Origin of the sequence: Thalassobius sp. MITS945101, assembly GCF_047123305.1 — a bacterium.
Lineage (GTDB): Bacteria > Pseudomonadota > Alphaproteobacteria > Rhodobacterales > Rhodobacteraceae > Thalassobius.
Map to the genome: position 1 here is coordinate 3,066,669 of NZ_CP138918.1, position 26,641 is coordinate 3,093,309.

At 58.7% G+C, this 26,641-nt stretch carries 24 protein-coding genes and 1 tRNA gene; 9 read left to right on the forward strand and 16 right to left on the reverse strand.

From position 1 onward, the window contains the following. Window positions 1-5: 5 nt before the first annotated feature. A complete protein-coding gene (gene purB / locus SIC14_RS15180) occupies window positions 6-1,313 on the reverse strand; it encodes an adenylosuccinate lyase (RefSeq protein WP_412562757.1) in 1,308 nt (435 codons plus the stop codon). 82 nt (window positions 1,314-1,395) lie between these two features. Here purB and SIC14_RS15185 point away from each other — a divergent pair, with 82 nt between their 5' ends. Continuing rightward, complete coding sequence (locus SIC14_RS15185; protein ID WP_412562758.1) at window positions 1,396-1,836, forward strand: DUF6314 family protein; 441 nt, start codon at window positions 1,396-1,398, stop codon at window positions 1,834-1,836. On the opposite strand, the gene SIC14_RS15190 is transcribed toward SIC14_RS15185, so the two are convergent. After that, a complete protein-coding gene (locus SIC14_RS15190) occupies window positions 1,833-2,597 on the reverse strand; it encodes a heme-dependent oxidative N-demethylase family protein (RefSeq protein ID WP_412562759.1) in 765 nt (254 codons plus the stop codon). The two genes, SIC14_RS15185 and SIC14_RS15190, sit on opposite strands and share 4 nt — an antisense overlap. A gap of 548 nt (window positions 2,598-3,145) precedes the next feature. Between SIC14_RS15190 and SIC14_RS15195 the strand changes: the two genes are divergently transcribed. Further along, entirely contained in the window at window positions 3,146-4,927 is a 1,782-nt protein-coding gene (locus SIC14_RS15195; RefSeq protein ID WP_412562760.1) for a type I secretion protein, read from the forward strand. A 507-nt stretch (window positions 4,928-5,434) separates the two neighbouring features. On the opposite strand, the gene SIC14_RS15200 is transcribed toward SIC14_RS15195, so the two are convergent. From SIC14_RS15200 to SIC14_RS15215, 4 genes are all read right to left on the reverse strand, one after another. Further along, window positions 5,435-6,268 (reverse strand): lytic transglycosylase domain-containing protein, encoded by an 834-nt coding sequence (locus tag SIC14_RS15200; RefSeq protein ID WP_412562761.1) that lies wholly within the window; start codon window positions 6,266-6,268, stop codon window positions 5,435-5,437. A gap of 64 nt (window positions 6,269-6,332) precedes the next feature. After that, the gene (locus SIC14_RS15205) at window positions 6,333-7,217 is read right to left on the reverse strand and encodes a hypothetical protein (protein WP_412562762.1); all 885 of its coding nucleotides are present in this window, start codon (window positions 7,215-7,217) and stop codon (window positions 6,333-6,335) included. A 125-nt stretch (window positions 7,218-7,342) separates the two neighbouring features. Beyond that, on the reverse strand, window positions 7,343-8,749 hold the full coding sequence (gene glnA / locus SIC14_RS15210; protein ID WP_412562763.1) for a type I glutamate--ammonia ligase: 1,407 nt from the start codon (window positions 8,747-8,749) through the stop codon (window positions 7,343-7,345). Between the two features lie 33 nt (window positions 8,750-8,782). Further along, window positions 8,783-9,121, reverse strand: a complete 339-nt coding sequence (locus tag SIC14_RS15215; protein ID WP_412562764.1) for a P-II family nitrogen regulator — start codon at window positions 9,119-9,121, stop codon at window positions 8,783-8,785. A 253-nt stretch (window positions 9,122-9,374) separates the two neighbouring features. Here SIC14_RS15215 and SIC14_RS15220 point away from each other — a divergent pair, with 253 nt between their 5' ends. Further along, the gene (locus SIC14_RS15220; RefSeq protein WP_412562765.1) at window positions 9,375-11,108 is read left to right on the forward strand and encodes an NAD(P)H-hydrate dehydratase; all 1,734 of its coding nucleotides are present in this window, start codon (window positions 9,375-9,377) and stop codon (window positions 11,106-11,108) included. Here the strand turns inward: SIC14_RS15220 and SIC14_RS15225 are convergent. Next, window positions 11,105-11,602 carry a Hint domain-containing protein gene (locus SIC14_RS15225; RefSeq protein ID WP_412562766.1) on the reverse strand — a complete coding sequence of 166 codons (498 nt, stop codon included), beginning with the start codon at window positions 11,600-11,602 and terminating at the stop codon, window positions 11,105-11,107. The genes SIC14_RS15220 and SIC14_RS15225 overlap by 4 nt on opposite strands. Before the next feature lie 168 nt (window positions 11,603-11,770). On the opposite strand from SIC14_RS15225, the gene SIC14_RS15230 reads away from it, so the two are divergent. Next, a tRNA-Leu gene (locus tag SIC14_RS15230) sits at window positions 11,771-11,855 on the forward strand. A 389-nt stretch (window positions 11,856-12,244) separates the two neighbouring features. Next, complete coding sequence (locus SIC14_RS15235; protein ID WP_412562767.1) at window positions 12,245-14,422, forward strand: hybrid sensor histidine kinase/response regulator; 2,178 nt, start codon at window positions 12,245-12,247, stop codon at window positions 14,420-14,422. Here SIC14_RS15235 and SIC14_RS15240 read toward each other — a convergent pair. Together SIC14_RS15240 and SIC14_RS15245 are read right to left on the reverse strand one after the other, a co-directional pair. Continuing rightward, entirely contained in the window at window positions 14,389-16,434 is a 2,046-nt protein-coding gene (locus SIC14_RS15240; RefSeq protein WP_412562768.1) for an FAD-dependent oxidoreductase, read from the reverse strand. The genes SIC14_RS15235 and SIC14_RS15240 overlap by 34 nt on opposite strands. 60 nt (window positions 16,435-16,494) lie before the next feature. Continuing rightward, complete coding sequence (locus tag SIC14_RS15245; RefSeq protein ID WP_412562769.1) at window positions 16,495-18,072, reverse strand: trimethylamine methyltransferase family protein; 1,578 nt, start codon at window positions 18,070-18,072, stop codon at window positions 16,495-16,497. Window positions 18,073-18,219: 147 nt separating this feature from the next. Here SIC14_RS15245 and SIC14_RS15250 point away from each other — a divergent pair, with 147 nt between their 5' ends. After that, on the forward strand, window positions 18,220-18,840 hold the full coding sequence (locus SIC14_RS15250; protein WP_412562770.1) for a TetR/AcrR family transcriptional regulator: 621 nt from the start codon (window positions 18,220-18,222) through the stop codon (window positions 18,838-18,840). A 58-nt stretch (window positions 18,841-18,898) separates the two neighbouring features. Here the strand turns inward: SIC14_RS15250 and SIC14_RS15255 are convergent, their stop codons facing one another. Continuing rightward, entirely contained in the window at window positions 18,899-19,294 is a 396-nt protein-coding gene (locus tag SIC14_RS15255) for a hypothetical protein (RefSeq protein ID WP_412562771.1), read from the reverse strand. 5 nt (window positions 19,295-19,299) lie between these two features. Next, a complete protein-coding gene (locus tag SIC14_RS15260) occupies window positions 19,300-19,863 on the reverse strand; it encodes a TetR/AcrR family transcriptional regulator (protein ID WP_412562772.1) in 564 nt (187 codons plus the stop codon). 291 nt (window positions 19,864-20,154) lie between these two features. Between SIC14_RS15260 and tig the strand changes: the two genes are divergently transcribed. Then, window positions 20,155-21,489 (forward strand): trigger factor, encoded by a 1,335-nt coding sequence (gene tig / locus SIC14_RS15265; RefSeq protein ID WP_412562773.1) that lies wholly within the window; start codon window positions 20,155-20,157, stop codon window positions 21,487-21,489. A 242-nt stretch (window positions 21,490-21,731) separates the two neighbouring features. Here the strand turns inward: tig and SIC14_RS15270 are convergent, their stop codons facing one another. The 5 genes from SIC14_RS15270 to rpsF all read right to left on the reverse strand — a co-directional run bounded on the left by SIC14_RS15270 (window position 21,732) and on the right by rpsF (window position 24,949). Further along, window positions 21,732-22,610 carry an acyl-homoserine-lactone synthase gene (locus SIC14_RS15270; protein WP_412562774.1) on the reverse strand — a complete coding sequence of 293 codons (879 nt, stop codon included), beginning with the start codon at window positions 22,608-22,610 and terminating at the stop codon, window positions 21,732-21,734. 140 nt (window positions 22,611-22,750) lie between these two features. After that, window positions 22,751-23,449 carry an autoinducer binding domain-containing protein gene (locus SIC14_RS15275; RefSeq protein WP_412562775.1) on the reverse strand — a complete coding sequence of 233 codons (699 nt, stop codon included), beginning with the start codon at window positions 23,447-23,449 and terminating at the stop codon, window positions 22,751-22,753. Between the two features lie 260 nt (window positions 23,450-23,709). Continuing rightward, window positions 23,710-24,327 carry a 50S ribosomal protein L9 gene (rplI, locus tag SIC14_RS15280; RefSeq protein ID WP_412562776.1) on the reverse strand — a complete coding sequence of 206 codons (618 nt, stop codon included), beginning with the start codon at window positions 24,325-24,327 and terminating at the stop codon, window positions 23,710-23,712. An 11-nt stretch (window positions 24,328-24,338) separates the two neighbouring features. Beyond that, window positions 24,339-24,566 carry a 30S ribosomal protein S18 gene (gene rpsR, locus SIC14_RS15285; protein WP_008328567.1) on the reverse strand — a complete coding sequence of 76 codons (228 nt, stop codon included), beginning with the start codon at window positions 24,564-24,566 and terminating at the stop codon, window positions 24,339-24,341. A 26-nt stretch (window positions 24,567-24,592) separates the two neighbouring features. Next, window positions 24,593-24,949: a 30S ribosomal protein S6 gene (gene rpsF, locus SIC14_RS15290; RefSeq protein WP_412562777.1), complete on the reverse strand. Its 357-nt coding sequence runs from the start codon at window positions 24,947-24,949 to the stop codon at window positions 24,593-24,595. A 286-nt stretch (window positions 24,950-25,235) separates the two neighbouring features. Between rpsF and SIC14_RS15295 the strand changes: the two genes are divergently transcribed. Beyond that, on the forward strand, window positions 25,236-25,712 hold the full coding sequence (locus SIC14_RS15295) for a hypothetical protein (protein ID WP_412562778.1): 477 nt from the start codon (window positions 25,236-25,238) through the stop codon (window positions 25,710-25,712). Window positions 25,713-25,921: 209 nt separating this feature from the next. Next, complete coding sequence (locus SIC14_RS15300; RefSeq protein WP_412562779.1) at window positions 25,922-26,500, forward strand: YceI family protein; 579 nt, start codon at window positions 25,922-25,924, stop codon at window positions 26,498-26,500. The last annotated feature ends 141 nt before the right edge of the window (window positions 26,501-26,641 follow it).

Genomic DNA, 26,641 nt, shown 5'->3' on the forward strand with positions numbered 1-26,641 from the left:
GGGGCTTACGACTCGCCAAAGACCCGTTTGAAGATCGTGTCGACGTGTTTGGTGTGGTAGCCCATGTCGAATTTTTCCTTGATGCCGTCTGCGCCCAGAGCGGCAACAACTTCTGTATCCGCCAGCAGAAGTTCCTGGAAATCGACACGCTCTTCCCAGACTTTCAGCGCGTTGCGCTGCACCATCGCGTAGGCATCTTCGCGGCTGACACCAGCCTGCGTCAGCGCCAGCAGCACGCGCTGCGACATAACCAGACCCGGGAACTTGTTCATGTTGTCCAGCATGTTGTCGGGGAAGATCAGCATCTTCTCGACCACACCGGCCAGGCGGTTGAGGGCGAAGTCCAGGGTCACAGTAGCGTCCGGCCCGATGCCACGCTCAACGGAGGAGTGGGAAATGTCACGTTCGTGCCAAAGGGCCACGTTTTCCATCGCCGGGATGACGGTCATGCGCACCAGGCGGGCCAGACCGGTCAGGTTCTCGGTCAGAACCGGGTTCTTCTTATGCGGCATCGCCGAAGAACCTTTCTGACCCATCGAGAAGAACTCGGCGCCTTCCAGCACTTCGGTGCGCTGCATATGACGAATTTCAACCGCCACATTTTCAATGGAGGAGGCGATCACACCCAGAACAGCAAAGAACATCGCATGACGGTCGCGCGGGATCACCTGGGTCGAAATCGGCTCGGGGCTGAGGCCCAGTTCTGCGCAGACATGTTCCTCGACCGCCGGATCGATATTGGCGAAAGTGCCAACCGCGCCCGAGATGGCGCCGGTGGCGATCTCTTCACGGGCCTGCTGCAGGCGTGCCTTGTTGCGGTCCATTTCGGCGTAGAACCGGGCAAAGGTCAGGCCCATGGTGGTGGGTTCGGCGTGGATACCGTGGGAGCGGCCCACACGCACCGTATCCTTATGTTCCATCGCGCGGGTTTTCAGCGCCGCCAGCAGGCGGTCCATATCGGCCAGCAGAATGTCGGCAGCGCGCACCAGCTGTACGTTCAGGCAGGTGTCCAGCACGTCCGAGGAGGTCATGCCCTGATGCACAAACCGCGCCTCATCCGAGCCCACATGTTCGGCCAGGTGTGTCAGGAAGGCGATGACGTCATGTTTGGTGACGGCTTCGATTTCGTCAATGCGGGCCACGTCGAACTCGACATCTTTGGCTTTCCAGACGGCATCGGCGTTTTCCTGCGGGATCACCCCCAGTTTGGCCTGAGCGTCGCAGGCATGGGCCTCGATCTCGTACCAGATGCGGAATTTGGTTTCCGGCGACCAGATGGCGGTCATTTCGGGGCGGGCATAACGAGGGATCATCGGTTTTTCCTTGATCGGCTGTAAACTCGCGGTTTCTTTAGCCGCGCACTGGCGCTACGACAAGGGCAGGAGGACGGATAAGGTGACGCAGACCCCCGTAAATCTTGATCTTTCGGCCTTTGAGGGGTGCTGGCAGCTTGACCGTTTGGTCAAGAACGCTGTCGGTCCCGATATGGCGCTGAAGGGCGAGGCGCTGTTTGCCCCGCAGGACGGCGGGGTGTTGCTGACTGAGCGTGGCACTTTGCAGGTGGCCGGACAGCCGCCGATGCAGGGCGAACAACGTTACATCTGGCGGCAATCCGGGGCAGAGATCGCTACGTTCTTTGCCGACGGGCGGGCGTTTTTCCGATTTTCGCCGGTCGGGCAGGTGGCGGCGGCACATTGGTGCAGCCCGGACCAGTATGATGTGGTGATGGATTTCACCGATTGGCCGCAGTGGCAGGCAACCTGGACCGTTAAAGGGCCGCGCAAGGACTATGTGATGACCTCGACCTACCGGCGCGCCGCGTCGGGGCTGCGTTAATCAGCCTGCCCAGCCATCATCCGGCGGGCCTGATCTCCGTCCAGGACAAAGGTGTGGATCGAAAACACTACAGCATGTGTTTCGGGCAGGCGCAGGATGCCCTGCCGCTCGGTGCGCAAAAACGGCGCTGTTTCCGGCGGCTCGGGCGGGCGGCGGTCAAATTCGCGGCGCGGATGGAATAGGGTTGCCACCGGATACCACAGGATATTGAAGCGCCACAGCGGCCGGCCGGGGCGCACCCCGTCAAACAGGCGCTGGACCCGTTTGCCAATATTGTCATCATATTCTTCAACCGGCACATGGATCGCCAGCAGCGGCCGTCCCAGTTTCTGCGCCAGGGTCCAGCTGGAAGGGAAACACAGCACGGCTGCCACCAGCACATGCTCGTCACCCTGTTTCTGCATGATACAGAGGTCTTCCTGCACCAGCTGGCCAAGCGTGGCGAGCGGATCGGCGTGGTCAACCGCCACTGCAATGCCATCGGGGCGGGTCACCTGATCTGAGGAGACCTTATAGTCTGTCCGCGCAGAAAGCTGGGTCAGAACCATCTGCAGCAGTTCCGCCGCAGGCGCAGCCCCTTCTGGCGTCAGGCCAATCACCTTGTCGCGTTTGTCTGCGATCAATTGCCCGCGCAGTGCCATCTGCGCTGCAAAGGCTTCGTCCACGTGAATCCAGGTCGCCATTTCCATTGGCGTGATCCCTGGCAGGGGGCGCCGGGCGGCCAGATCATAGGGCAGCTGGGTCTGTAAAATATCACTCATAAGACAATCTGTGACAATTTTCGAAGAAATTGAAAAGAGTGCTAAACACATTAAGCGCCCACGACGTAAGAGAAAATAAGCCGCTACAAAAAAAGAATGGCGGCATGGCATGAGGCTTGCACTTCCCTATCGAACGCAAGTGGTCCGCAGCTCCCTGAGCTGTGCGATACCCGCGTCTTTGACGCCTGACCTTAGTGACTCTTGCTTGAGAATCACTCGGGCCACGATGGCGTGCATGAGTCGGTTTTCGCGTTTGGCGCGCGTGGCTAAATCGACAGGACCACGACGCCACCCCTCCAGATTTTAGGAAAATTTTTGCGGCTCTTTCGGTGAATCGCCACCTCCTTTGGGGGGTATGTGACCTCGAATAAGTCGGCCTTTTGCAGATCGCGTGGACTTGGCACGGGTGATTCCACAGGTTCGATCTCAGAAATCTACATACGGCAGCTCCCCTCCTATCGAGCATCAAAAAAATAAGGGTTGGGGACGCTTCAAAAAAACGAAGAACACACCCTAACCACCTTTTCGCTAGAAAAAGGGGAGCAGTAATGATTTATCTAAACGCACAGTCTCTGGGCGCAAACGAATACACGAATGACATCTTTGGCGCGAATGTTCTGTCGAGCCGAGATCAAATTGGTGAAGACGGCACCTATGATGAAAAGGTCGAAGCGCTCGGCGTGGAACACATCCGTTATCCGGGTGGGTCGCTGACCGAAGATTACTTTGATCTGCGTGACCCCAACAAATCCTCTGCGGTTGATCCCGACACCGGCAACGAAGTCGAGCTGATCCCCTATTCGGATTTCATGGTCTATGCGGAAGAAAACGACATCGATGTCACCGTCGTGTTGCCGACCCGCTATTACCTGAGCCAGGAAACCGACGAAAACGGCCATCGCACCGAAGCGATTGACGATGCGGTTCTGCGCCAGTTCATCCGCGACACGCTGGACGGCGAATATGGTGAACCGACCGTGCGCGCCTTTGAGATCGGCAATGAATACTGGGGCAGCGGCGAAATGTCGGCGCTGGAATATGGCCGGGTGTCTTCGCGGATGGCCGAAATCGTTCAGGACGAGATTTCCAAACACCCCGAAGCCGATGTTTTTGAAGACATCGATATTCTGGTCCAGAACGGCCAGAACTACGGCTCTTCACGCCTGTCGGAAGACTATGAACAGTACGGCAACGGTGAAGCGCAGCTGGCGCAGATCAACGAAGATTATAATCTGAACCTCAGCGAAGAAGATTACATCTACAATTCGGGCAATGTGGCCTGGCCCAAGGTGATGAATGAAATCATCATGTCCGAGTTTGACAAGGCTTCGGAAATTGAGGCTGTGGATGGTCTGGCGCTGCACATCTATTCAAAAGGCGCCGACAAGGCCGGCAGCCGTGACTTTGACCTGCGCACCGTGGAACAGCTCTGGGATGAGCGGTTTGGTGAGCTGGACAAATACATCACCGAATGGAACCTGAAGGCTTCGCGCAATTGGGACGTTGAGGACAACTATGGTCTGAAGCAGGCGCATGAGCTGCTGAACATGACCGAAGAGTTTACCGAACATGGTGTCGATGTGGCCCATGTCTGGGCGATCCAGCAGAACAACCTCACCAATCTCGCCGGCAACGAAGGCGACGAAGGCCCGTTGAACGTGCCCGGTGAAATGTTCCGCATGATGAGCGAGGTCCTGCCGGACACCACGGCCATCGACCTGAGCCCCAACAGCGACGAACACGAAGTTGTGGCCGAGGACACCTCGGTACATGCCTTCTATGGCGATGACACTTTTGTCAGCTTCATGGTGAACGTCAGCGACGAGCCGGTGCAGACCCAGATCGACTTCTCCCAGATCCTGGCAGAAGGTGGCACCATTCGGGTGGAGGTTCTGGGCGTCCAGGACGGCTATAACCCCACTTCGCATGAAAGCCCGGCCGAAATCACCGAATTGGACCCCGCCGAGGTGTTCCAGAACGGTGTCTTCATCGCAGATCTCGACGCGCATGAAATTGTGCGCTTTGTGGTCGACGATCCGGCCTACACGCCGGGCTTTGGCAAGATGGTTGCCAGAGAACATCAGGAGGGCGAGCTTTACGCCGGCAGTCTACCGGACGACGATCCGGGCGGTCCGGAACCAAGTGATCCAATAACGGATCTCTTTAACGCCGCCCCAGACCCCGACCGAGAACACCAGCAACAACATCAACAAGAGGAGGAACCAGACGAACCGCTCAGTGCCGAAAGCCTAGATGATGGCGGCGGGATTGACGGAATGAGTAGCCTCCTTGGCTTCCTCCCCCTGCTGGCTCTTCTGGGCGGCTTCTAAGACTAAGATCAGAAATACCCGGGTGCTGACCCAGACAACTGTCAAAACAGGAACATAGGATCAGATGATCTCTTCGATGTAACATTCCGAAGATTGACCAGACCGATCCAAGCGATACGCGGCCAGGATCCGGCACGCATCAGCAAGGCTGAAGCAGGATTTCCCGGAAACCGCACAAAAAAATCCTCACTTTCAAAATCTGCGCCGAAGTCTGCCTAATTGCGACCTATACTTTGGTTAGATTCCTACCCCCCTCCGCCATCTCTTTGGCCCTCCTTAGACATCCGTTTCTGTCCCAAGAGAGCCGATCCGCCCCTAGGTCTATCCCCATGCAGCTCAAAGCGATTTTCCCTCTCCTCGGGCCATATCCGTGGGAGAGTGCGGCGTTTGTTACTGAGGGGGGATTGTGGGCGGGAAGGGGGAGGGGCGTTGCCCCTCTCCGGTCCAAAACGGGGTTTTGGACCGTATTCACCCCAGGATATTTGCGCCAAGAAGAAAGGGGTGGGATCAGGCGTCGATACGGGCGGCCATCAGGGCGATGGCTTTTTGGTAAACACCGGCGGCGTTCCATTCCTGAATGACTTTGAAATTGCGTTCGCCTTCCTGATAGCCGCGGGTTTTCTTCCAGCCTTTCTTTTTCAGGAAATTGGCGGTGGAGGTGAGGGAGTCCGTCAGGTTGGTCAGATCCACCCGCCCGTCGCCATTACCGTCTACACCGTATTTCAGGATATTTTCCGGCAGGAACTGTGTATGGCCCACCTCGCCATGTTTGGCGCCCTGTGTTCCGGCGCTCAGGCCGCCGCGATCCACCAGTTTCAGCGCGGCCACAGCGTGGGGTGTGAAAAACTGTGGTCGGCGGCAGTCATAGGCCAGCGTGGTGATGGCATCGATGACATTGCTGTCACCCATGAAGTTGCCAAAGCCGGTTTCCATCCCGTGAATGGCCAGGACCACCCCGGCAGGCACGCCGTATTTCTTTTCCAGCGCTGCGTAGAAAGCGGGGTTGGCGGCTTTGCGTTTGCGCCCTAGCGCCACGATGGTGTCGGCGCCGCGGATTTTCAGGAACTTGTCGAGCGTATAGCGGAAGCTTTTCTGATTGCGATCGGCGGCGATGGTGCGGCTGGCGTAGCTGGCACCGGCCAGCGCCGAAAGACCGGCCTGTTTGACACCTTTGCGTTTGGCGTAGGCTGCAAAGTCCTGTTTCCAGGCGGAAAATCCCACGGCGGTATTGCCACAGGTGGCGGCCTGCGCGGTGGCGGGCAGGGTGGTGAGGGGTGCCGTGAACAGGAAGAGGCAGGTCAAACCTGCGGTGGCAGAGGGGGACATGGTGAAATGGGGCATCGGGATCTCCGGACGGAAAAGGCGGGCTGCAATGCCTATAGGGTCCGCGAGGACGGCGGGCAGGTCAAGAGGTGGCGGCTTTGCCTGCCAGATGATCCAACCGTTCAAACCGCGAGGGCTGCTGGTCCGGCGTGATCCCGTGACGGGTGAAAAACTGCCGTGCCTGATCGGCATATTGCCGGGCTTCCGCGCTGCGACCCGCAGCAAAGGCCAGCTCGGCGCGTTCTTCAAACACCAGTCCCAGACCAAAGCCCTGCGGCCCAATTTCCACCGTCAACCGTTGCAGCTGATCCAGCGCTTCGGCGTTGCGGCCCAGAAACCGCAGCATCTTGGCGCAGTTCACACCGGCCACGCGGCGTTCGTGTTCGCTGCCAAGGCTGCGCCTTAACGCTTTGTCTTTCTGAAACATGTCCAGCGCCGCTGCAGGGTCGCCCTCTTCAAACAGCGACCAGCCGAGGTTGTTGTAAAACGGACCTAACCAGCCCCGCAGATGCGGCGCACGTTTGGTCAGCGCTTCGGCCTGTTCCAGCAGAGCAACGGCGACCGCGGCGGGAGCAGCGATGGCCTGCATATGCAGCGCGTCCAGCGCCACGTCCAAAGCGCCGGCGGCACGGGCCTGCCGCGCGGCCTGATGAAATCCGGTGGCGGCATTGGCTTCGCGGTTGCGATCGCGGGACAGACGGGCGCGTTCCAGGGTGATCCGCGCCGTCACAGCGGCGGTGGGGCCCATGTCTTCGGCCTGGCGCAGCAGATCTTCGGCGGTTTCAAAATGCTGTTCCAGCCCTTCCAGACGGGCCAGCTGGCTGAGGCAGGCGGCCTGATCGTCCGGTGTTTCGGCCTTGGCCAAGGCCGCCTCAAACCGGGTCCGGCTGGCAGATAGGTCGTTGAAATCCCAAAGGCTGTGCAGCTCCATTGCGGGCAGGTCTCTCTGTTCATGCGGAGGGGTCATGCGCAAGGATCAACATGGCGGCAAGCCGCGCGGGGTTCAACCCTTCTGAACACCCTGAGGCCCCCAAGGCACCTCAACGCAAAAGGGCGCCCCGAGGGGCGCCCTTCGCTGTCAATCCCGCAGGATTAGCAGCTGTAGTACATGCCGAACTCAACCGGGTGCGGGGTGTGTTCGTACTGTTCCACTTCTTCCATCTTCAGCTCAATGTAGCCGTCGATCTGGTCTTTGGTGAACACGTCACCGGCCAGCAGGAAGTCGTGGTCCGCCGCCAGGCAATCCAGCGCTTCACGCAGGCTGCCACAAACGGTCGGGATGTCGGCCAGTTCTTCGGCCGGCAGATCGTAGAGGTTCTTATCCATGGCTTCGCCCGGATCGATCTTGTTCTTGATGCCGTCCAGACCGGCCATCAGCAGAGCTGCGAAGCACAGATAGGGGTTGGCCGAGGGATCAGGGAAGCGGGCTTCCACACGTTTGGCCTTCGGCGATTCGGTCCACGGAATACGGACACAACCCGAACGGTTACGGGCCGAGTAGGCGCGCAGAACAGGGGCTTCAAAACCCGGGATCAGACGCTTGTAGCTGTTGGTCGAGGGGTTGGTGAAGGCGTTCAGGGTTTTGGCGTGCTTCAGGATACCACCGATGAAGTACAGCGCTTCCTGGCTGAGGTCGGCGTATTTGTCGCCTGCAAACAGCGGCTTACCGTCTTTCCAGATCGACATGTTCACGTGCATGCCGGTGCCGTTGTCACCGTAGATCGGCTTCGGCATGAAGGTAGCCGATTTGCCGTAGGCGTGCGCCACGTTGTGGATGATGTACTTGTATTTCTGCAGCTCATCGGCCTGTTTGGTCAGGCTGTCAAAGATCAGGCCCAGCTCGTGCTGACAGGACGCCACTTCGTGGTGGTGCTTGTCCGTTTTCATGCCGATGCGCTTCATGGTCGACAGCATTTCCGAACGGATTTCCTGCGCGTCATCGATCGGGTTGACGGGGAAGTAGCCGCCTTTAACACCCGGACGGTGGCCGGTGTTGCCCATTTCGTATTCGGTGTCGGTGTTCCACGACCCGTCAACCGCGTCTACTTCGTAGGACACTTTGTTGATGGTGTTGGCGAAACGCACGTTGTCGAACAGGAAGAATTCCGCTTCCGGACCCATGTAGGCAACGTCACCAATGCCCGAGGACTTCAGGTAGGCTTCGGCCTTTTCGGCGGTGCCGCGCGGGTCACGCTCATAGGCTTCACCGGTGTCGGGCTCAACGATCGAGCAGTGCACAACGATGGTTTTCTCGGCGTAGAAGGGATCCACATAGGCCGAGGTGGTGTCGGGCATCAGTTTCATGTCCGAGTTTTCGATCGACTTCCAGCCGGCGATCGAGGAGCCGTCAAACATGAAGCCCTCTTCCAGGAAGTCTTCGTCGACCAGGTCCACGTCCACGGTCACGTGCTGCAGCTTGCCGCGCGTGTCGGTGAAACGGATGTCCACATAGGCCGCTTCTTCGTCTTTGATCAGCTGGAGAACTGCGTCTGCGCTCATTCTCTTGTCCCTTCTGTTAAGAAATCAGGTGGATTACAGGGCTTCCGAACCGGTCTCACCGGTACGGATGCGGATGGCTTGCTCGACGGGGCTGACAAAGATCTTGCCGTCGCCGATTTTATCGGTTTTTGCCGCGTCGATGATGGCTTCGATGGCGCCTTCGACCAGATCGTCGTCCAGCACCACTTCGATTTTCACTTTCGGCAGGAAGTCCACGACGTATTCGGCGCCGCGGTAAAGCTCGGTGTGGCCTTTCTGACGGCCGAAACCTTTGACTTCGATCACGCTCAGGCCCTGAATACCGGCCTCTTGCAGCGCTTCTTTCACTTCGTCCAATTTGAACGGCTTGATGATCGCTTCGATCTTCTTCATCGCTCGGGTCTCCTCGCCAAACGGGGCCATGATGCGGGCGTGCCGCACGGGCCGAACTGCGTTGGTTTAGCGTCAGACCACTTTCCCTTCGGAGGCTCAAACGGATAGGGTGAGGAAGGCCCAAATTAAGGGCGGATTTATGAGGCGCGGTCAAGAATTGTGCGTGTTGCACAAAATTGAGGCGGTTTGAAAACTATTGCTGCACAGGCAGGCGCGGATCTGCTGCATTTTCGGGCAGCTCTAAGGGATAAAGATGACGGAATTGCTAACGGCTGCGCAGATGCGCGCAATTGAACAGGCGGCGATTTCAGCCGGAGAGGCCACCGGGCTGGAGCTGATGGAGCGCGCCGGTCAGGGCGTGGTCTCGGCGATCTTGGAAGAATGGCCTGAAATGGCAGGGGATAGGGCTGAGGTCGCTGCAGGGTCTGCCGCGGAGAAAGGGGGCCTTGCCCCCCGGCCTGCGGCCACCCCCCAGAGTATTTCTGGATCGTTGAAAGCAGTGGTGCTTTGCGGGCCCGGCAACAATGGCGGCGACGGTTTTGTTGTGGCGCGCCTGCTGGCCGCGCGGGGCTGGGCGGTTGAGGTCTTTCTCTATGGCGACCCCAAGAAGCTGCCGCCGGATGCGCGGGTGAACTATGAGCGGTGTCCGGTGCCAGTCCGCATCAATGAAAATTGGTGGCCCGTCGCCTGTGAGATGGAGACCACGCAACAGATTCTTCTGATCGATGCGATTTTTGGCACTGGACGACTGAGGCAGCCCGAAGGCGTGCTTTACGAGGCGCTGTGTCCACTGGCGAACAGCGCCACTGAAGATCGGTTTAAGGTGGTGTCCGTCGATATCGCGTCGGGTCTATGCGCTGATTCAGGGCGTATGGTGCTGAGGTTCCATGGGCCTCACGAGGTTGAAACTGAGTTTGCAGAGAGCCAATACGGGCTTGCAGTGGAAGCAGACCTGACTGTCACGTTTCATGCGATGAAATTAGGTCATGTTTTGGCTTGGGGGCCGCATCACAACCGAAAAGTGGAGTGTTGCGACATCGGTTTGGAGCGGAAGGCGCTCGGTTGGGGCGAAGTCCTGTCCTTTGAACTAGTTCAGGTTCCGCCTGTTGCGCCAATGCAGCGTGGCGACGACCCGAATGATTCAGTGGCGTGGCGCTTGGACAAATATTCCTTTGGCCACAAATTCTCCCACGGACACGCGCTTGTCCTAACCGGCGGCTTAGGCAAAACCGGTGCGGCGCGGTTGGCGGCGCGCGGCGCGTTGCGGATCGGGGCAGGGCTGGTGACCCTGGGTGTGCCTCCTGCGGCGCAGATGGAGGTCGCGGCGCAGATCACGGCCTTGATGTTGACGCGGGTACCGGATGCGGCGGGCTTGGCCGCGGTGCTAGAGGACGCGCGGATCAATGCCCTGTGTCTGGGGCCGGGTCTGGGTCTCGAACGGCCGCGTGACCTAGTTCCGGTGGCGCTGGCGGCAGAGCTGCCCACCGTGCTGGATGCAGATGCGCTGAGTGCCTATGCGGAGGATCCGCAGGTTCTATGGGGGATGCTGCATGAAAACTGCGTGTTGACCCCACATGGTGGCGAGTTTTCGCGCCTGTTCCCGGATATTGCGGCAAAGCTTGCGGCGCCCACCAGCCAAGGGCCGGCCTATTCCAAGGTGGACGCCACCCGGGACGCGGCCAAACGGGCTGGCTGCACGGTGCTGTTCAAAGGCGCGGACACGGTAATCGCTGACCCGTCAGGAGGATGCTCCGTCAACGCGGCCGTCTACAGTCGCAGCGCCTCCTGGTTGGCGACGGCGGGATCGGGGGATGTCCTTGCGGGGTTCATCACCGGTCTTCTGGCGCGTGGCTTCACGCCGCATCAGGCCGCAGCAACGGCGGCCTATCTGCATGTAGAGGCGGCTTTGGAATTTGGGCCCGGGCTGATCGCCGAGGATCTGCCCGAGACATTGCCAAAGGTGTTGCGCAAAGTGATGGCGGGTTAAACCGCCATCATCACCGGTGCGGTGGCGCATTCCAGTTCCAGACCGTCGGCATAGATCACCTGCGGCTCATCGAAGTAGAGCCGGAAGACCATATGCTGTTCGGCTGGCTGCAGGCGTAGATATTCGCCGTCAACCAGACGTTTGGCTTCGATCAAAGCCTGATCCTGACCGTAGATCGCCTTGGCGCGCCAATCGCGGATCAGCACTTTTTGATGGGAAGGAAGGATGGTGTCCATTCCGGGGCGATCATGACCCAGCGATCCCGCACGCACCCGTACGGTTTCACACATGGTCCGGCCATGATCGACGCCTTTCAGCATCGCCACACCGGAGTTGCGGGTGATGATCCTGTCACCGGGGGCCAATACTTCGACCGGCAAGGCGCCGTCCAAAGTCAGGACCTCGGTCCCTGGGACCATTCCAAAGATAGATTCAACCTGGCGTTTTTGCACGGATTTTCCGCGCCAACGCCCGATGACCGTTTTCGGTTTCATGGGGCTGTTTCCTACTGCTCTGCCTGTATTTTTTTCAGGCAGCTTACTGTGGATAACGTCCGATGTCTTGGATTTTTTAATAAAAATTTCCTCTCGCATCTCCGAAAACCTTTTGCTATTCAGCGCTTCTACAGGACGAGTCTTAAAGACTTGTTTCCTTGACCGGATGCGGGTGTGGCGGAATTGGTAGACGCACCAGATTTAGGTTCTGGCGCCGCAAGGCGTGGGGGTTCAAGTCCCTTCACCCGCACCACTCTTCTTATGAAAATAGGCATATTTGCCACAGGTTCCGAGGCGGCGACCACCCGTAAGGGGTGATTTTGATTCGGGTTTGCAATCAAAGCGGTCGCGCTGGATGATCCCACGCTTTTGGCGCAGGGTGATGGTCAAGGAATCGGAGTGGCCAATGAGGCGGCCTAAGCTGTTGCAGGCACACCGTAATAACCGCAATGGCAAGTCTCGCGCCCTGTGGATAACTCCGCCCGCAATGCTGCGGTTCCGCGGAGTAGGTCCGCGCCGCTGACCCAACAATGAGTTGAAAGGTTAATTTTACCTTCACGCTTATTGATGCATTTTGCCGCTGTGCTATCCTTTCGCATAGGCTGCTGTATTTCTGCTGCCGTTTGTCAGAAGGGCGCGCGATTGCAACAGGACTATGTTGACGAAGACAGCGTACGGGAAGGCGAGCTGAGGCGCAGCATTCAGTTCGGGCGTTTTGTCGCCTATTGCAACATCGCGCTGGTTGTCCCCTGGAGCATTAATTTCATCTACATGGGCCAGACCCAGAACCTGGTGCATGTGGGGCTGGCGATTTTGCCAACCTTGCTGATGCTGGGGACCCTGTTCACCCGCTACCACTACTGGGGGCGGCTGGTGTGGCTCTTGATGCTAACCTACAACATGCTGAGCCGCGCCTACCTCAACGGTGCCCATTCCGAGGCTGAATTGACCGCGCTGTGGTTGCTTGCGATGCCGTTCCTGCTGTTTTCGTCTTTGGCGGAGAAACGTACTCAGCTGGTGATGACCATTGTCTGCTCTGCGGCGGTGTTCCTGTCACTGAGCATGGATCATCAATTGGGGCTCCATCATCATATCCCAGTGCCCGAAAACGCCTCGCCGGATCGCACCAATTACGGGGTGCGGATGACGGTGACGGCGATGTTGTTGGCGCAGATGTTCTACTTTGTCTACCTCAACCGCCAGCTGACCGATGGCTTGCTGGGGGCCCTGCGCGGGGCGCGACAGGCGGCTTTGGCCAAGGGCGAATTTCTGGCCAATATGAGCCATGAAATCCGCACCCCGATGAACGGCATGGTGGGCATGCTGGAGGTGCTGGAGGCCGAGGGGCTGAAACAGACCCAACGTCCGCTGGTGGGCACCATCCGCAATTCGGCCCTGTCACTGTTGCGGATCATCGATGACATTCTGGATGCCAGCAAGATCGAAGCCGGCAAGATGGACGTCAGCTACTCCAAGATGGAGCTTTATCCGGTGATCGAAGGCGCGGCCCAGACGTTGCGGGTGATGGCCGATGAAAATGATGTACGGATCCGGCATTATCTGGACCCCGAATTGCCGCACTGGATCGTTGGCGATTCAGGACGGTTGCGTCAGATCCTGCTGAACTTGCTAAGCAACTCGGTGAAGTATTCGTCTTCGAAACTCACAGGGCGCCGCGGTCAAATCTGGTATCTGGCCACCCGCAACGACGCCGGGGACTTGCAGATCGTTATTCGCGACAATGGCATCGGCATGACTAAGGATCTGCAAGACGCCTTGTTTGCCCCGTTTGTGCAGGCGGAAGGTCCCGCAAAACGCAAAGTGGGGGGCACCGGCTTGGGCCTGGTGATTTCGCGTAACCTGGTTGAGCTAATGGGGGGCAAGATCACCGTCACCAGCACCGAAGGCAAAGGATCAGAATTTACCGTGACACTACCGCTGAAAGAGGCCGACGGTCCGGCGACTTTGCCAGATATTTCTGGCCGTCAGGTCATCTGCATCTCTGATGCGAATTCCAAAGCGGATGCCTATCTGCAAGAATTCTTTGTTAAGATGAAGGTTGATCTGGTGCTGGCACGTTCCGTCGAAGAGGCGATTGAGGCCAAACACCGCCTCAAGGAGGCAATTTTCATCCTCGTGAACATCAATCCAGATGTGAACACAGATCACCGGGTCACACTGTTAAAATCCTTTCCAGATGCGGGTTTTCTGGTTTTTTCCCCGCTACGCTCAGAACGTTTCGGCATGGTGTCTAGCCGTCTGTTTCGTGTGCAGGCGCGGCCAATTCTGATATCAGAGATCACCAACGGCATCGATGCCCTGACACGCCCCATTGCAGAGCCGGTACCGCAGGAAGAGATCAAGGAGATCCGCAACGATCAGGTGCAGCCCATTGATTTGCAGGGCAAAATCCTTGCGGTTGAGGACAATGCGATCAACCGTGACGTGCTGGCTAAACAATTGGAAATCCTCGGCGTGCCTTTCGACATGGCAAAGGATGGGCAGCAGGGTTTGGAAATGTGGCGGAAGGGGCAGTATGAGCTGATCCTTACGGATTGCTACATGCCGGTGATGGACGGGTTTGAAATGACCGCCGCCATTCGGACCGACGAAACCCAGACCCAAAGCGCCCGTATTCCGATCCTCGCCATAACCGCCGATGCGATGCAGGGCAAGGCTGAGGAATGCCGCGCTGCCGGGATGGACGACACATTAACCAAACCGATCGAGATGAAAGAGCTGCGGCGCAAGATGCTGCGTGCCTTGCGCCGCGAGGAAGAGGAGGCTCAGACGTCCTTCATCAACCGCAACGCATCATAGATCGCCGCATGGGTGTTGCGCGCGCTGACCGCGTCGCCAATGCGAAACAGCTGGAATTGGCCGTCCGAGTTGCGGTTCAGCCCTTGCGGTCGCCCGTCAATCAGCGCGTCATAATCCACCGCCCCCAGGTTTGAAGACAGCGGTTTCAGGTCAAAATACAGATCATCCATTGGCAGGGTGCCATAGTTCACCACCACCTGATCGTGCAGCTGTTCGGACAGGTGATCGGAATAATCGGTGCCAATCAGCGCTTTCACCATATTGCCCGCGCGTTCGACTCCTTTCAGACGCCGGGTGACGGTGAAGGTGACATCCTTGTCCTGTAGGGCGCGCATATAAGGCACCAGATTCATCCCCATGATATCAGGCGCAAAGGTCCGGTCGGGGGTCATGACCTCAACCTTTGCGCCGGATTTGGCGGCGATCTCGGCCGCCATCAGACCGGGATGGTCGCCGCTTTCGTCATAGATCAGCACGTTCTGGCCGGGCTTCACGTCGCCTGCAATCAGATCCCAGGAGGTGACAACCAGATCCTGCTCCTTGCCGCTTTCGAACAGTTCAACGTTTGGCAGGCCACCGGTGGCAATGATCACCACGTCAGGCTCCAGCGCGGTGACATCACCGGCCTCCGCCCAGGTGTTGAAATGAAACGCCACATCGCGCGCCGCACATTGCGCCATGCGCCAGTCGATGATGCTTATCATCTCACGTCGCCGCTCGGATTGTGCTGTCAGCCGCACCTGCCCGCCGGGGTCGGGCTGGGCTTCCAGCACGGTGACATGATGGCCACGTTCCGCCGCAACCCGCGCGGCCTCCAGTCCTGCGGGACCGGCGCCGACAATCACCACATTCTTAGCGACTTCCGCAGGGGGGACATCGTGTGGCATCTCCAGCTCGCGGCCCGTGGCGGGGTTGTGGATGCACAGCGCCTCACCGGCCTGATAAATGCGGTCAAGACAATATGTTGCGCCCACGCAGGGGCGAATATCATCCTCGCGCCCTTCGACAATTTTGCGCACGATATGCGGATCGGCCATATGCGCCCGCGTCATCCCCACCATATCCAACAGGCCCGCAGAGATCGCATGCCGCGCGGTGGCCACATCGGGGATCTTGGCGGCATGGAAGGTCGGCATGCCGGTGGCTTTCTTCACCTCGCCTGCAAAATCCAAGTGTGGCGCGTTCTTCATGCCCTGCACCGGGATCACATCAGTCATCGCAGGATCTGTGTGGATGCGTCCGCGTATGACATTCAGAAAATCGACCTGTCCTGTGTCGCGCAACCGTTTGGAAATCTCGATCCCCTCGGCGGCTGTGATACCGCCCGCCTCAGCCTCATCCGCCGTGTAGCGCGCCCCGATGATGAAATCATCGCCGACGCGCTGGCGCATCGCGTCAATCACCGCCAGGGGCAGGGCCATGCGGCTCTCGAGGCTCTGGCCGCCGTAGGGCCCGTCCAGATCATTGGTCAGCGGGGACCAGAACTGATCCAGCAGATGGCCGTAGATCTGCACCTCAATCCCGTCCATGCCACCGGCCTGCATCCGTTCCGCTGCATCGGCGAAGTCGCTGATAATGCGCTCAATATCCCAGTCCTCCGCCAGTTTCGGGAAGGCCCGATGCGCCGGTTCGCGGTGTTTTGAGGAGGAAACCGAGGGCAGCCAGTTGCCCTTGTTCCACCCAGTGCGCCGCCCCAGATGGGTCAGCTGGATCATCACCGCCGTGCCATGTTCATGGCAGGCATCGGTCAGCCGCTGGATATGCGGCACCACCTCATCCTTATAGGCCAGGATGTTGTTGAAGACCGGCGGGCTGTCGCGGCTGACCGCGGCGGATCCTGCCGTCATCGCCAGCGCCACACCGGCCTTGGCACGTTCCGCGTGATAGGCCGCGTAGCGGTCTTTGGGCATGCCATCCTCGGGGTAGGCGGGTTCATGGGCCGTCGTCATGATCCGGTTGCGGAGGCTCAGGTGCTTAAGCTTATAGGGTTGCAGCAACGGGTCTTTGGACATGGTCTTCTCTCGGCTGGCTTTATGGGCGTGCGGGTTTGGGGCGGCGTCAGGTTTCTTGCGTCAGTACCAGGCATCCGGCATAGACGCCTTCTTGCGGTCGATGAAATCCAGCAGCGCCTGATCCTTGGCGATGTCCAGATAAGGCGCTTCAAAGTCGTTCAGCACCTGTTTCCACTGTGCATTGGCCCGCGCCGCCGCGTCTACACTGCCTTGTTCATCCCAGGTTTCAAACGGCTGATCATCGTTAAAGCCGCTGTCCCAATAGGCAGTCTGATAGTGGCGCAGCGTGTGATCCGTGCCAAACAGATGCTCGCCGGGGCCGAACTGTGCAAGGGCTTCAAACCCAAGGGTTTCTTCGGTCACCGCCAGCCCCTTCATATAGGCATGCAAGGCGCCACACATGTCCACATCCATCATGAATTTCTCGTATGACATCGACAAAAGCCCGTCGAGGAACCCGGCCGAATGCAGGACGTAATTTGCCCCCCCCTGCACGGCGGACATCATCGACATCATCGCCTGCTGCATGGCCTGACCGTCCGGCCGTTTCGAGGTCGAAAAGTTACCGGCACAGCGCAGCGGGGTCTTCCAGCGGCGCGACAGCTGCCCCATCACCAGCGACCCCAGCGCAGGTTCTGGCGTGCCAAAGGTGGGCGAGCCTGAGCGCAGTGACATTGACGACAGGAAGCCCGCCATCACCACCGGTGCACCGGGGCGGGTCAGCTGGGCAAGCGCGCAGCTGGACAGGGTTTCGGCCAGACATTGAGCAATGGAACCGGCCATGGTCAGCGGCGACACCGCACCGCCCAAGAGGAAGGGCAGGTGGATTGACCCCTGGTTTGCTGCCGCATAGGTGCGGATCCCCGCCGCCGTGACCCCGTCCAGCACAAGCGGTGATGTGGTGTTGAAATTGCCCATGATGACGCAGTTCTGATCGACAAAGTCAGCGCCAAACAGAATGCGGCACATCTCTATCGAATCCGCGGCCCGTTCCGGCGCTGTGATTGAGCCGAGGAACGCACGGTCAGAGTAACGGATATGCGCATGCACCATATCCAGATGGCGTTTGTTCACCGGCACATCCGTTGGCTCGCAGATGGTGCCGCCGGAATGGTGCAGCCAGGGCGAGGACTGCGCCAGTTTCACGAAGTTGCGGAAATCCTTGATGGTGCCGTAGCGCCGGCCTTCATCCAGATCCATCACAAAGGGGCTGCCATAGGCCGGGGCCAGCACCATCGCGTCACCGCCGATCTGCACATTGTTTGCAGGATTGCGGGCGTGCTGGATGAATGTCTCGGGTGCGGTTTGCAGAATTTCACGGATCTGGCCGGGGTGAAACTTCACCCGCCAGATACCTTCACTTTGCTCATGCACGTCAGCGCGGGCCTCTTTGAACAGGCGCATCGCTTCATGATCATCGCGCAGCTCAATCCCAATCTCGCACAGCAGGCGTTCGGCGGTGGCCTCAATCCTCTCAAGGCTACCTTCATTCAGCAGATCAAAGGTCGGAATGCCGCGGGTGATGTAGGGCACCCGCAGATGCAGGTTCTCACCGGTCTTTGCGCTGCGTGCACCACGGTCTGCACGGCCCGCACTACGGCGTGCGCTTCTTCTGCGGGGTTTCACATCTTGGGTCATCACGCTTGCCTCCTCGCTTGCTGCTGACGGGGTCGTTGGGGCGGGGAATCTCTCCTGCGAAATTCGCCGACTGACATATGCGTCCACAAAATTGACACATGTGTCAATAAGCTTGTGAATCCGCGCTTTGCCTGATAGCCATGGCCCATGGGACAGAGCGATACATCCACTGGAACAGAAACCGCCTGGCTGGAGGCGGCCTATACCATGTTGACGGAAACCGGCGTGGACACGGTGAAAATCATGCCGCTGGCAAAACGGCTGGGGGTGTCGCGTACCTCTTTCTACTGGCATTTCACCGACCGTGAGGCGCTGCTGGACGCGATGATCCGACGCTGGGAAGAAAAGAATACCGGCAATCTGGTGGCCCGCACCGAAGCCTATGCCGAAAGCATCGCCGAGGCGCTGTTCAACCTGTTTGACTGCTGGCTGGATGCGGATCTGTTTGATTCCCGGCTGGAACTGGCCATCCGCAACTGGGCCCACAACGATCCCGCGCTACAGGCCCGTCTGGATCAGGAAGACGCCAAACGCAAAGAGGCGATGGCGGCGATGTTCCTGCGCTTTGGGTTTGCACGCGAACAGGCCGAAGTGCGTGCGCTGACAATGCTTTATACCCAGGTCGGCTATATCTCGATGGAGATCGAAGAGGATCCCGTACAGCGGATGGAACGGATGCCGGATTACATTGAGGTCTACACCGGCCAGCGCCCCACGGCTCGCGAAATTGACCGTTTCCGCGCCCGTCACGGCGGGGACATCACCTGACCCCGGGGTGTCGGCAAAGCGGGCCCGCCGCGTTGCCAGCTTAATGTGCGCTAAAGGATCAGGCGACCTGTTGCGGGGCAGGGCTGCGCAACAGGATCCACGTTGCCAGCAGCAACAGGCCCAGCGTTGCCTCAATCGCGATGGCGGGATAGATTTCGCCGCCCACAAAGCCGCGCAGATGCTCAAAGCTGCCGAGAACCGCCAGCGCCAGCCAAGGCACGCTCAGCGCAAAGGCCGCCAGACCACGGTTCTGTTGTAGAAACATTGCCGCAATCGACAGCACTGCCAGCCCCAGAAACATTACCCCAGCCCGCCGCGCCACAAAGCCCACGGTGCTGTCCGTCGGCAGGCCAAACCCGCCAATCATCCCCTGGGGATCACTCAACAGCGTATAGGTCAGAAACAGCTGCATCACGGCCGAAAGACCGCAGGCAGTGAGATAGAGAATATTCATAACAATCAGTCCCTTTTCAGGTTTGGAGAAATCAAATGCAGGGCTTTTAGGAACATGTCCTGGCGGGCTTCGGGGGCGGCGTCGGGCATCAGGTGCTGAAAGCCCAGAAATGCGGCATATTCGATGGCGGCCAGATCCTGCGCGGCCTCTAAGGGCAGGGCGTCGGCCTCTGCGATCAACTGCGCCACATAGTCAATCCGGCGGGAATCAACCCGTTCAATCAGGGTGCGGGCGGCTGGCTCGGTGTGGGCCCAGACTCGGATCGCCCGTTCCACCCCATCGTCCAAACGCGCCGCCACCTCAGGCACCGCCAAGCGGCGCGCAGCCGCATCAGCCTCTTTGTCCGCATAGTCTTCGACCGCTTGTGTGTGCTGCTCTTCCCAATAGGCGAGCAGTGCCTCCTTATAGGGATCCACCGCGCCGAAATGAAAATAGAACGATCCTTTGGAGCGGTTCAGCACAGCGCAGAGCCGGTCAATGGTCAGGGCGGCGGGGCCTTCGGACTTCAAAAGGTCCAGACCGGTTGCCAGCCAAGTTTCCCTGAAAATTCGGGTGGGTTTCGCAGGCATTGTGGTCTCTCCGCAGGTCTGAGGAATCACTATACTATAAGGTATAGTATAGTTCGCCGAACCAAAAGCCAGCGGCCGTAACAGTCGCCCCTTGGCAGGGCAGGCCGGGTGTCCGCTGCCCGCCCGTTGCCTGCCGCATCCCTGCAGAAACTCGCTGAGCCTGCGCAAGCCTTGCATTTCCAAGCGACACAGGGGCATTTCAGACTTGAATCCGCGCCCCCAGAGCCTTAGTAAGACGAAAATTTCATCAGGCGACCGTTCGGGTGGCCTGTCACCCTTGTGAGGAAACAAATGCAAGTTACCGAAACCCTGAACGAAGGCCTGAAGCGCGGTTACGAAATCGTTGTTCCGGCTGCTGAGCTGGACGCTAAGGTCAACGAGAAGCTGGTCGAAGCCCAGCCCGAAGTCGAAATGAAAGGCTTCCGCAAGGGCAAGGTGCCCATGGCGCTGCTGAAAAAGCAGTTCGGCCAGCGTCTGCTGGGTGAAGCCATGCAGGAAACCATCGACGGCGCGATGAACAAGCATTTTGAGGACAGCGGTGAGCGTCCTGCAATGCAGCCGGCTGTTGAAATGGTTGACGGCGAAAACTGGAAAGAGGGCGACGACGTCAAAGTCACCATGTCCTACGAAGCCCTGCCGGAAATCCCCGAAGTCGACTTCTCGGGCATCGCGCTGGAGCGTCTGGTTGTAAAGGCCGAAGCCGAAGCTGTTGACGAAGCGCTGGCGTCGCTGGCGGAAACCGCACAGGACTTTGAAGCCCGCGGTGAAGGTGAAGCCGCCGAAGACGGCGACCAGGTTGTGTTTGACTTCCTCGGCAAAGTAGACGGCGAAGCCTTTGACGGCGGTGCCGCCGAAGACTACCCGCTGGTGCTGGGCTCGGGCTCCTTCATCCCCGGCTTCGAAGAGCAGCTGGTAGGCTCCAAAGCCGGTGAAGAAAAAGACGTAAACGTCACCTTCCCCGAAGAGTATGGCGCTGAGAACCTGGCCGGCAAAGCCGCCGTGTTCGAATGCAAAATCAAAGAAGTCAAAGCCCCGAAAGCGGCCGAGATCAACGACGAGCTGGCCAAGAAATTCGGCGCCGAAGACCTGGACGGTCTGAAGGCTCAGGTTTCCGAGCGTCTGGAAGCAGAATACGCCGGTGCTTCGCGCGCCGTTCTGAAGCGTGGTCTGCTGGACCAGCTGGACGGTCTGGTCTCCTTCGACCTGCCGCCGTCGCTGGTAACCGCTGAGGCTGACCAGATTGCCCACCAGCTGTGGCACGAGGAAAACCCCGAAGTTGAAGGCCACGATCACGACAAGATCGAGCCGACCGATGAGCACAACAAACTGGCCGAACGCCGCGTGCGTCTGGGCTTGCTGCTGGCAGAGCTGGGTCAGAAAGCCGAAGTGGAAGTCTCCGACGCTGAGATGACCCAGGCGATCATGAACCAGGCCCGTCAGTACCCGGGTCAGGAACGTCAGTTCTTTGAGTTTGTTCAGCAGAACCAGCAGATGCAGCAGCAGCTGCGTGCCCCGCTCTTCGAAGACAAGGTTGTTGACCACATTGTGGAAGGCGCCAAAGTGTCGGAGAAAGAGGTGTCCAAAGAGGACCTGCAGAGCGCTGTTGAGGCTCTGGACGACGAATAAGTCGGCGGCGCTTCGGCGCTGGATCCCTAGAATACAGGAAAGGCCACCCAATGCGGGTGGCCTTTCTCGTCTGGGGTGGTGGGCCGGTCGCCTTTCTGCCTCACGCGCTGCTGAGGGCGCTGCGGCAGCTGCCTGAGACCGGCGGGATCACCTCAGCGGGGGATCTTGCGTTCAGGTCTGGGGTGGGGCGGCCCCTAGAAAGAGGGGAATGAGGCCGCCCCGGTCTCTCCGCGAGTGGGAGGTCAGGCGTCGCAACGGTTTTTGTTGCGGAAATACTTGGTCATCTCGGCCTTCAGCGCTTCTGCGGCTGCCAGCTCCTCGGCGCTCTCGGCTTCATCAATCTGCTCATTGAAGTAGCTGTGCAGGTCGATCTGCGTCGGGGCAGGGGTCTGCAGCGCCACAACCTCGGCCCGCATGGTGTCGGTCACACCGGGGTGGTTCGGTTCCGGCAGTTTCGCCACGGCGGCCGGGCGGCTGGCGAACCGTTCCAGGGCCACTTCGTCGCTTTCCGCAAAGACGTCCCCTTCGATGCCATTAAAGGCGCGCAGACGGTTGATCCGCTCATCGGTGCAATCCAGCAGACCCGCCATCGCCTTTACCTTGCCCATCTGCACGGTCTTGCCCAGATAGTCGTAGGGTGCGTTTTGCGACCGGATCATCACCCGGTTCATCACCGGATCAATCACCGCCACCGCGTCCAGAATGCCAGCGTTCTTGCCGTATTCAGTGGCCGCCACAAACAGCTCCGAGGTGACATAGGAAATCGAGTTGCGCGATTTGCCGGACTTCAGCTTGTCGGTGTCGACACAGAAACGGGTCACTTCCCACAGCTGTGCCGAACGCACCGGCGGCTCCCCATCCATGATGTCGATGAACACATCGGCCAGCATATGTGGGCCCGTGGTTTGCAAAATCCGCATGCAGCCCACCAGATCGCCCTCATCATCCAGCGCAATCAGATAGGCCGGATGCAGGTTGTCGAACATGTCGATCTCCTTGCCGTCGGTGATATCCACCTCCCAGCCCAGGCGATCGTGGAACACGCGTTTGCGCAGTTTGAACATCTCATCCAGAAGTTCATTGTATTTGTGTCTGTTTAAGGCATCGACGACGACAATCATGGTTTTCCCCTACCATCAGCTTTCGTTTGCAAAATATTGAGCAAAATTAAGCAGATCGGACTATTAGGGGTTTCCCGTAGTCGGCCTTGGGGAAATCCCGTAGCGGGGATTTCCGCCGATTGTGTCTGGCGTGTCTGGCGTTAGCCGGGCTGGATCAGTCCCAGCCGGATTGCGCGCCCAACGGCCTGTGCTGTGGTCAGGGCGCCCAGTTTTTCGCGGCCTGAGCGGATATGCACCTCCACGGTGCGGTGCGAGATCGACAGGATGTCCCCAATATCCTGCTGCGATTTGCCATGGGCGACCCATTGCAGGATCTCCTGCTCCCGCGCAGACAGGCTGGGGCGGGTCAGGGCTTTCGGCAGAACTTCGGAGTTCAGGACGTTGTCATGCAGGTTCACCGCGGCCATTTGCAGATCTCCGATCACCGTTGGCAGGAATTTGCGCCACTCGTCCTTAGAGCAGTCGCGGGTCACGCTGAACAGGCCAAAATCGCCATAGGGTCCGCGGATCGGTATGCTTAAGCCTTTGTCTGTAATGCCAAAATCATGGGCATCAAAGAACACACGATTGAAATCATCGTCCTTTGCCAGTCGCTGCCAATCCACCGGCGCAACGCTCATCATGGCCGCCTGCAGGGTGGGGTCGAACCGCTGCATGGCCTTTTTGGCGTAATGGTCTTCCCATTCTTCGGGGTAAGAGGTGAAACCGTGGATGTCGCCGGTGACGATGCTGGTTGTGGCATAAGAGGCGTGGTCAAATCCCAACGCATCTCCGAGGCGATCCAGATAGTCGGCGAAATCTTCCTCGCCATCAAATTCTGTCAGATCAATTAGGGCCATTCTTATTGTTTTTCCGCGTTTTTGCCGGCCCGACAAAACGTTGATACATGGGGCTACGCGAAACTACAGGCAGGTGAGTGGGTCTGCCTGACCGGCGAGGGGGCATTTAGGGGCTCGATACGCGCGAGAGTGCAATGGCTGCACCGCCACGACAAGGGAGAATTTGCCGTTAGGTCAATTTTTCTGACAATTTGAGTCATAAACGCAAAACAGCCGCGCAATTTCCTGCGCGGCTGCCGGACACTCTTGCAAAGAGGGTCTTATTCTTCCGAAGTCTCTTCCGAGGCTTCTTCCGCAACCGGAGCGTCGTCATCTTCCGATGCAGCGGCACCGATATCGTCAAACAGGTTGGCGATTTCGAACTCTGCTTCGGCTTCTGCTTCTGCGGCCAGTTCCTGGATCGATTTGCCCGACGCCTGCAGTTCCGCTTCTTCGTCCGAACGGGCTACGTTCAGTTCGATCACTGCGATAACTTCAGGGTGCAGAACCACATCGGCCCGGTGCAGGCCCAGGGCTTTGATCGGCGCGCCGATCACAACCTGTTTGCGGTCCACGGTGAAACCAGCTTCGGTGGCCACGTCTGCGGCGTCACGCGGGGTGACCGAGCCGTAGAGGTTGCCGCCATCCGAGGCCTGACGAATCACGATGAACTGCTGTCCGTCGAGCTTGTCTGCCAGAGCTTCGGCTTCTTTTTTGGTTTCCAGGTTGCGCGCTTCCAGCTGTGCTTTCTGAGCGTCGAAGGAGGCTTTGTTGGCCTCCGAAGCGGTCAGGGCTTTGCCTTGCGGCAGCAGGAAGTTACGGGCGTAACCGGATTTAACGTCCACGATGTCGCCCATCTGGCCGAGCTTGGCTACACGCTCAAGAAGGATAACTTGCATGTGCTTTCTCCTTACTTAACGGCGTAGGGCAGCAGGGCGAGGAAGCGGGCGCGTTTGATGGCTCGGGCCAGTTCACGCTGCTTCTTTGCCGATACGGCGGTGATACGCGACGGCACGATCTTGCCACGCTCGCTGATGTAGCGCTGCAGCAGTTTCGTGTCTTTGTAGTCGATTTTCGGCGCGTTGTCGCCCGAGAAGGGGCATACTTTGCGACGGCGGAAAAACGGTTTGGCTGCCATGATTTAGCGTCCTTTCCTAGCTGAGATCACGAACGACGTTCGCGGCGATCGCCACGTTCGTCACGCTTCTGCATCTGGATCGAAGGACCCTCGGCATGCTCGTCGACCTTGATGGTCAGGACGCGCATTACGTCATCATGCAGACGCATCAGGCGTTCCATCTCCTGAACAGCCGCCGCAGGTGCGTCGGATTTCAGCAGAGCGAAGTGGCCCTTGCGGTTCTTGTTGATCTTGTATGCCATCGTCTTGACACCCCAGTACTCGCTGTCAACGACGCTGCCGCCGTTGTCCGCCAGGACGGTGCCAAAATGTTCGATGAGACCTTCAGCCTGCGCGTTGGACAGATCCTGGCGCGAGATGAATACATGCTCGTAAAGCGGCATGTGCACTCCATTCATTTTCAAGCGCATTTCATAGGAGGGCCTGACCTTCCGCGACCCATCCACGAGAGACTGCGCGGTTCAACTAAACTGCGGAAGGAAGCTGGCCTATACGACGGATCGGCGGGTCGCGCAAGCCTTGTTTTCTTGGCGTGGCGCTGCGGTTCGGCCGCGGACGAAACCATCCATTTACCAGGGTTGCGATTTTGACGTGAAGCGACCGTACCGCCGCCCCATTTTCGCCGCAAGTGTTAGCGAGTGTTGCGGCTGTCAGGTAGGGAGACACACCATGCAAGCTATCGCGCAACCCGTTCCGTTTGTCACGTCGTCGCAGACCATCAATCTGTCCAATCAGGCCAGCGAAACCTTGCGGGCGCTGATGGTTTTTCTGGGCGTTGTTTTTTGTCTTGCGGCTTTTGGCCTCTGGCTGGTGCCCGATGCAATGGCGAGTGCCGAAGCCCGGGTCATTCGCGCCGGCTTGACCTGTCTGTTTGTGGGCGCGGGGTTCTTCTTGTTTCGCAAAGGGCGCGAAGAGACCGGGCAGTTGGAGCAGGAGATTGACCTGCTGCGGGGCGAGGTGCGCCATATCCTGCGGGGCCGAGATGGCGTCGGGCGTGTTGTTGCGCGGATGGCGTTTTGTGACCTGCGGTTTGAGCTTGGTGACAATGGTCGTTACAGCGCTAGGTATGGCGCGGAGATGCTTTTTGAACTGCCTCGAGACGTTGTTCACTCCGCGCCGTTTCAAAAAGCGTTGCGCAAAGGCTAGGGCGCCAAAAGGACCTAACGTCAGCGCGGTGTTTGCCTGTGGTCCAGACACCACAGGTCCTTTCACTTTTTCGCTCCGACAGGCGGTTCTCAGCCGGTTGCATTGTTCACCTGCGCGCAGACTCTGTTGGGGGCTGCGGAATTGTTGAATTTGGAACCGTGTGCATTTTGACAGCATGTAATTCGAACCCATGCAAAGGAATGTTCCTCATGAAATCCAATGTCGTCGCCGGGCTGGTAGCCCTTGGTCTTTTTGCCGCGCCTGCCCTTGCTGCGCCCGAAGCTTACGTGCTGGACGCCAGTCACAGCCAGGTTGTTTTCAGCTACAACCACCTGGGGTATTCGACCACCTATGGCATGTTCTCCGGGTTCGAAGGTGATGTAACCTTTGACTCGGAAGATCCCGCCGCGTCTTCGGTCAATGTTTCAATGCCGCTGTCGTCGATGATCACCGGGTGGGAAGAGCGCTTTGGTCATTTCATGTCGCCTGACTTCTTCGGAGCCAAAGGTGATGAACTGGTGACTTTCAGCTCTACTTCCATCGAAGTGACCGGCGAAAACACCGCTCTGATCACCGGGGACTTGACGCTGAACGGTGTGACCAAAGCAGTTGTGCTGAATGCAAAGCTCAACCAGGCTGGTACCCACCCGATGGCGCAGAAACCTTGGGCCGGGTTCGACGCAACCGCAACCATCCTGCGCAGCGATTTTAATGTTGGTGCTTTTGCTCCTTATGTGAGTGATGAGGTGGCGCTTCAGATCTCGATCGAAGCCATGAAAGCCGAATAATCCTAAGATTCGGTTAATGCTGCGACGCTATTTGGCCGCCGGAGGAAACTCTGGCGGTAATTTTTTTTTAGAAGACCGCAGGCGCGTTCATCTTTGTTTAAGGAATTCGCGGTAGACTGGTGTTCGCAAACAGATCCACAT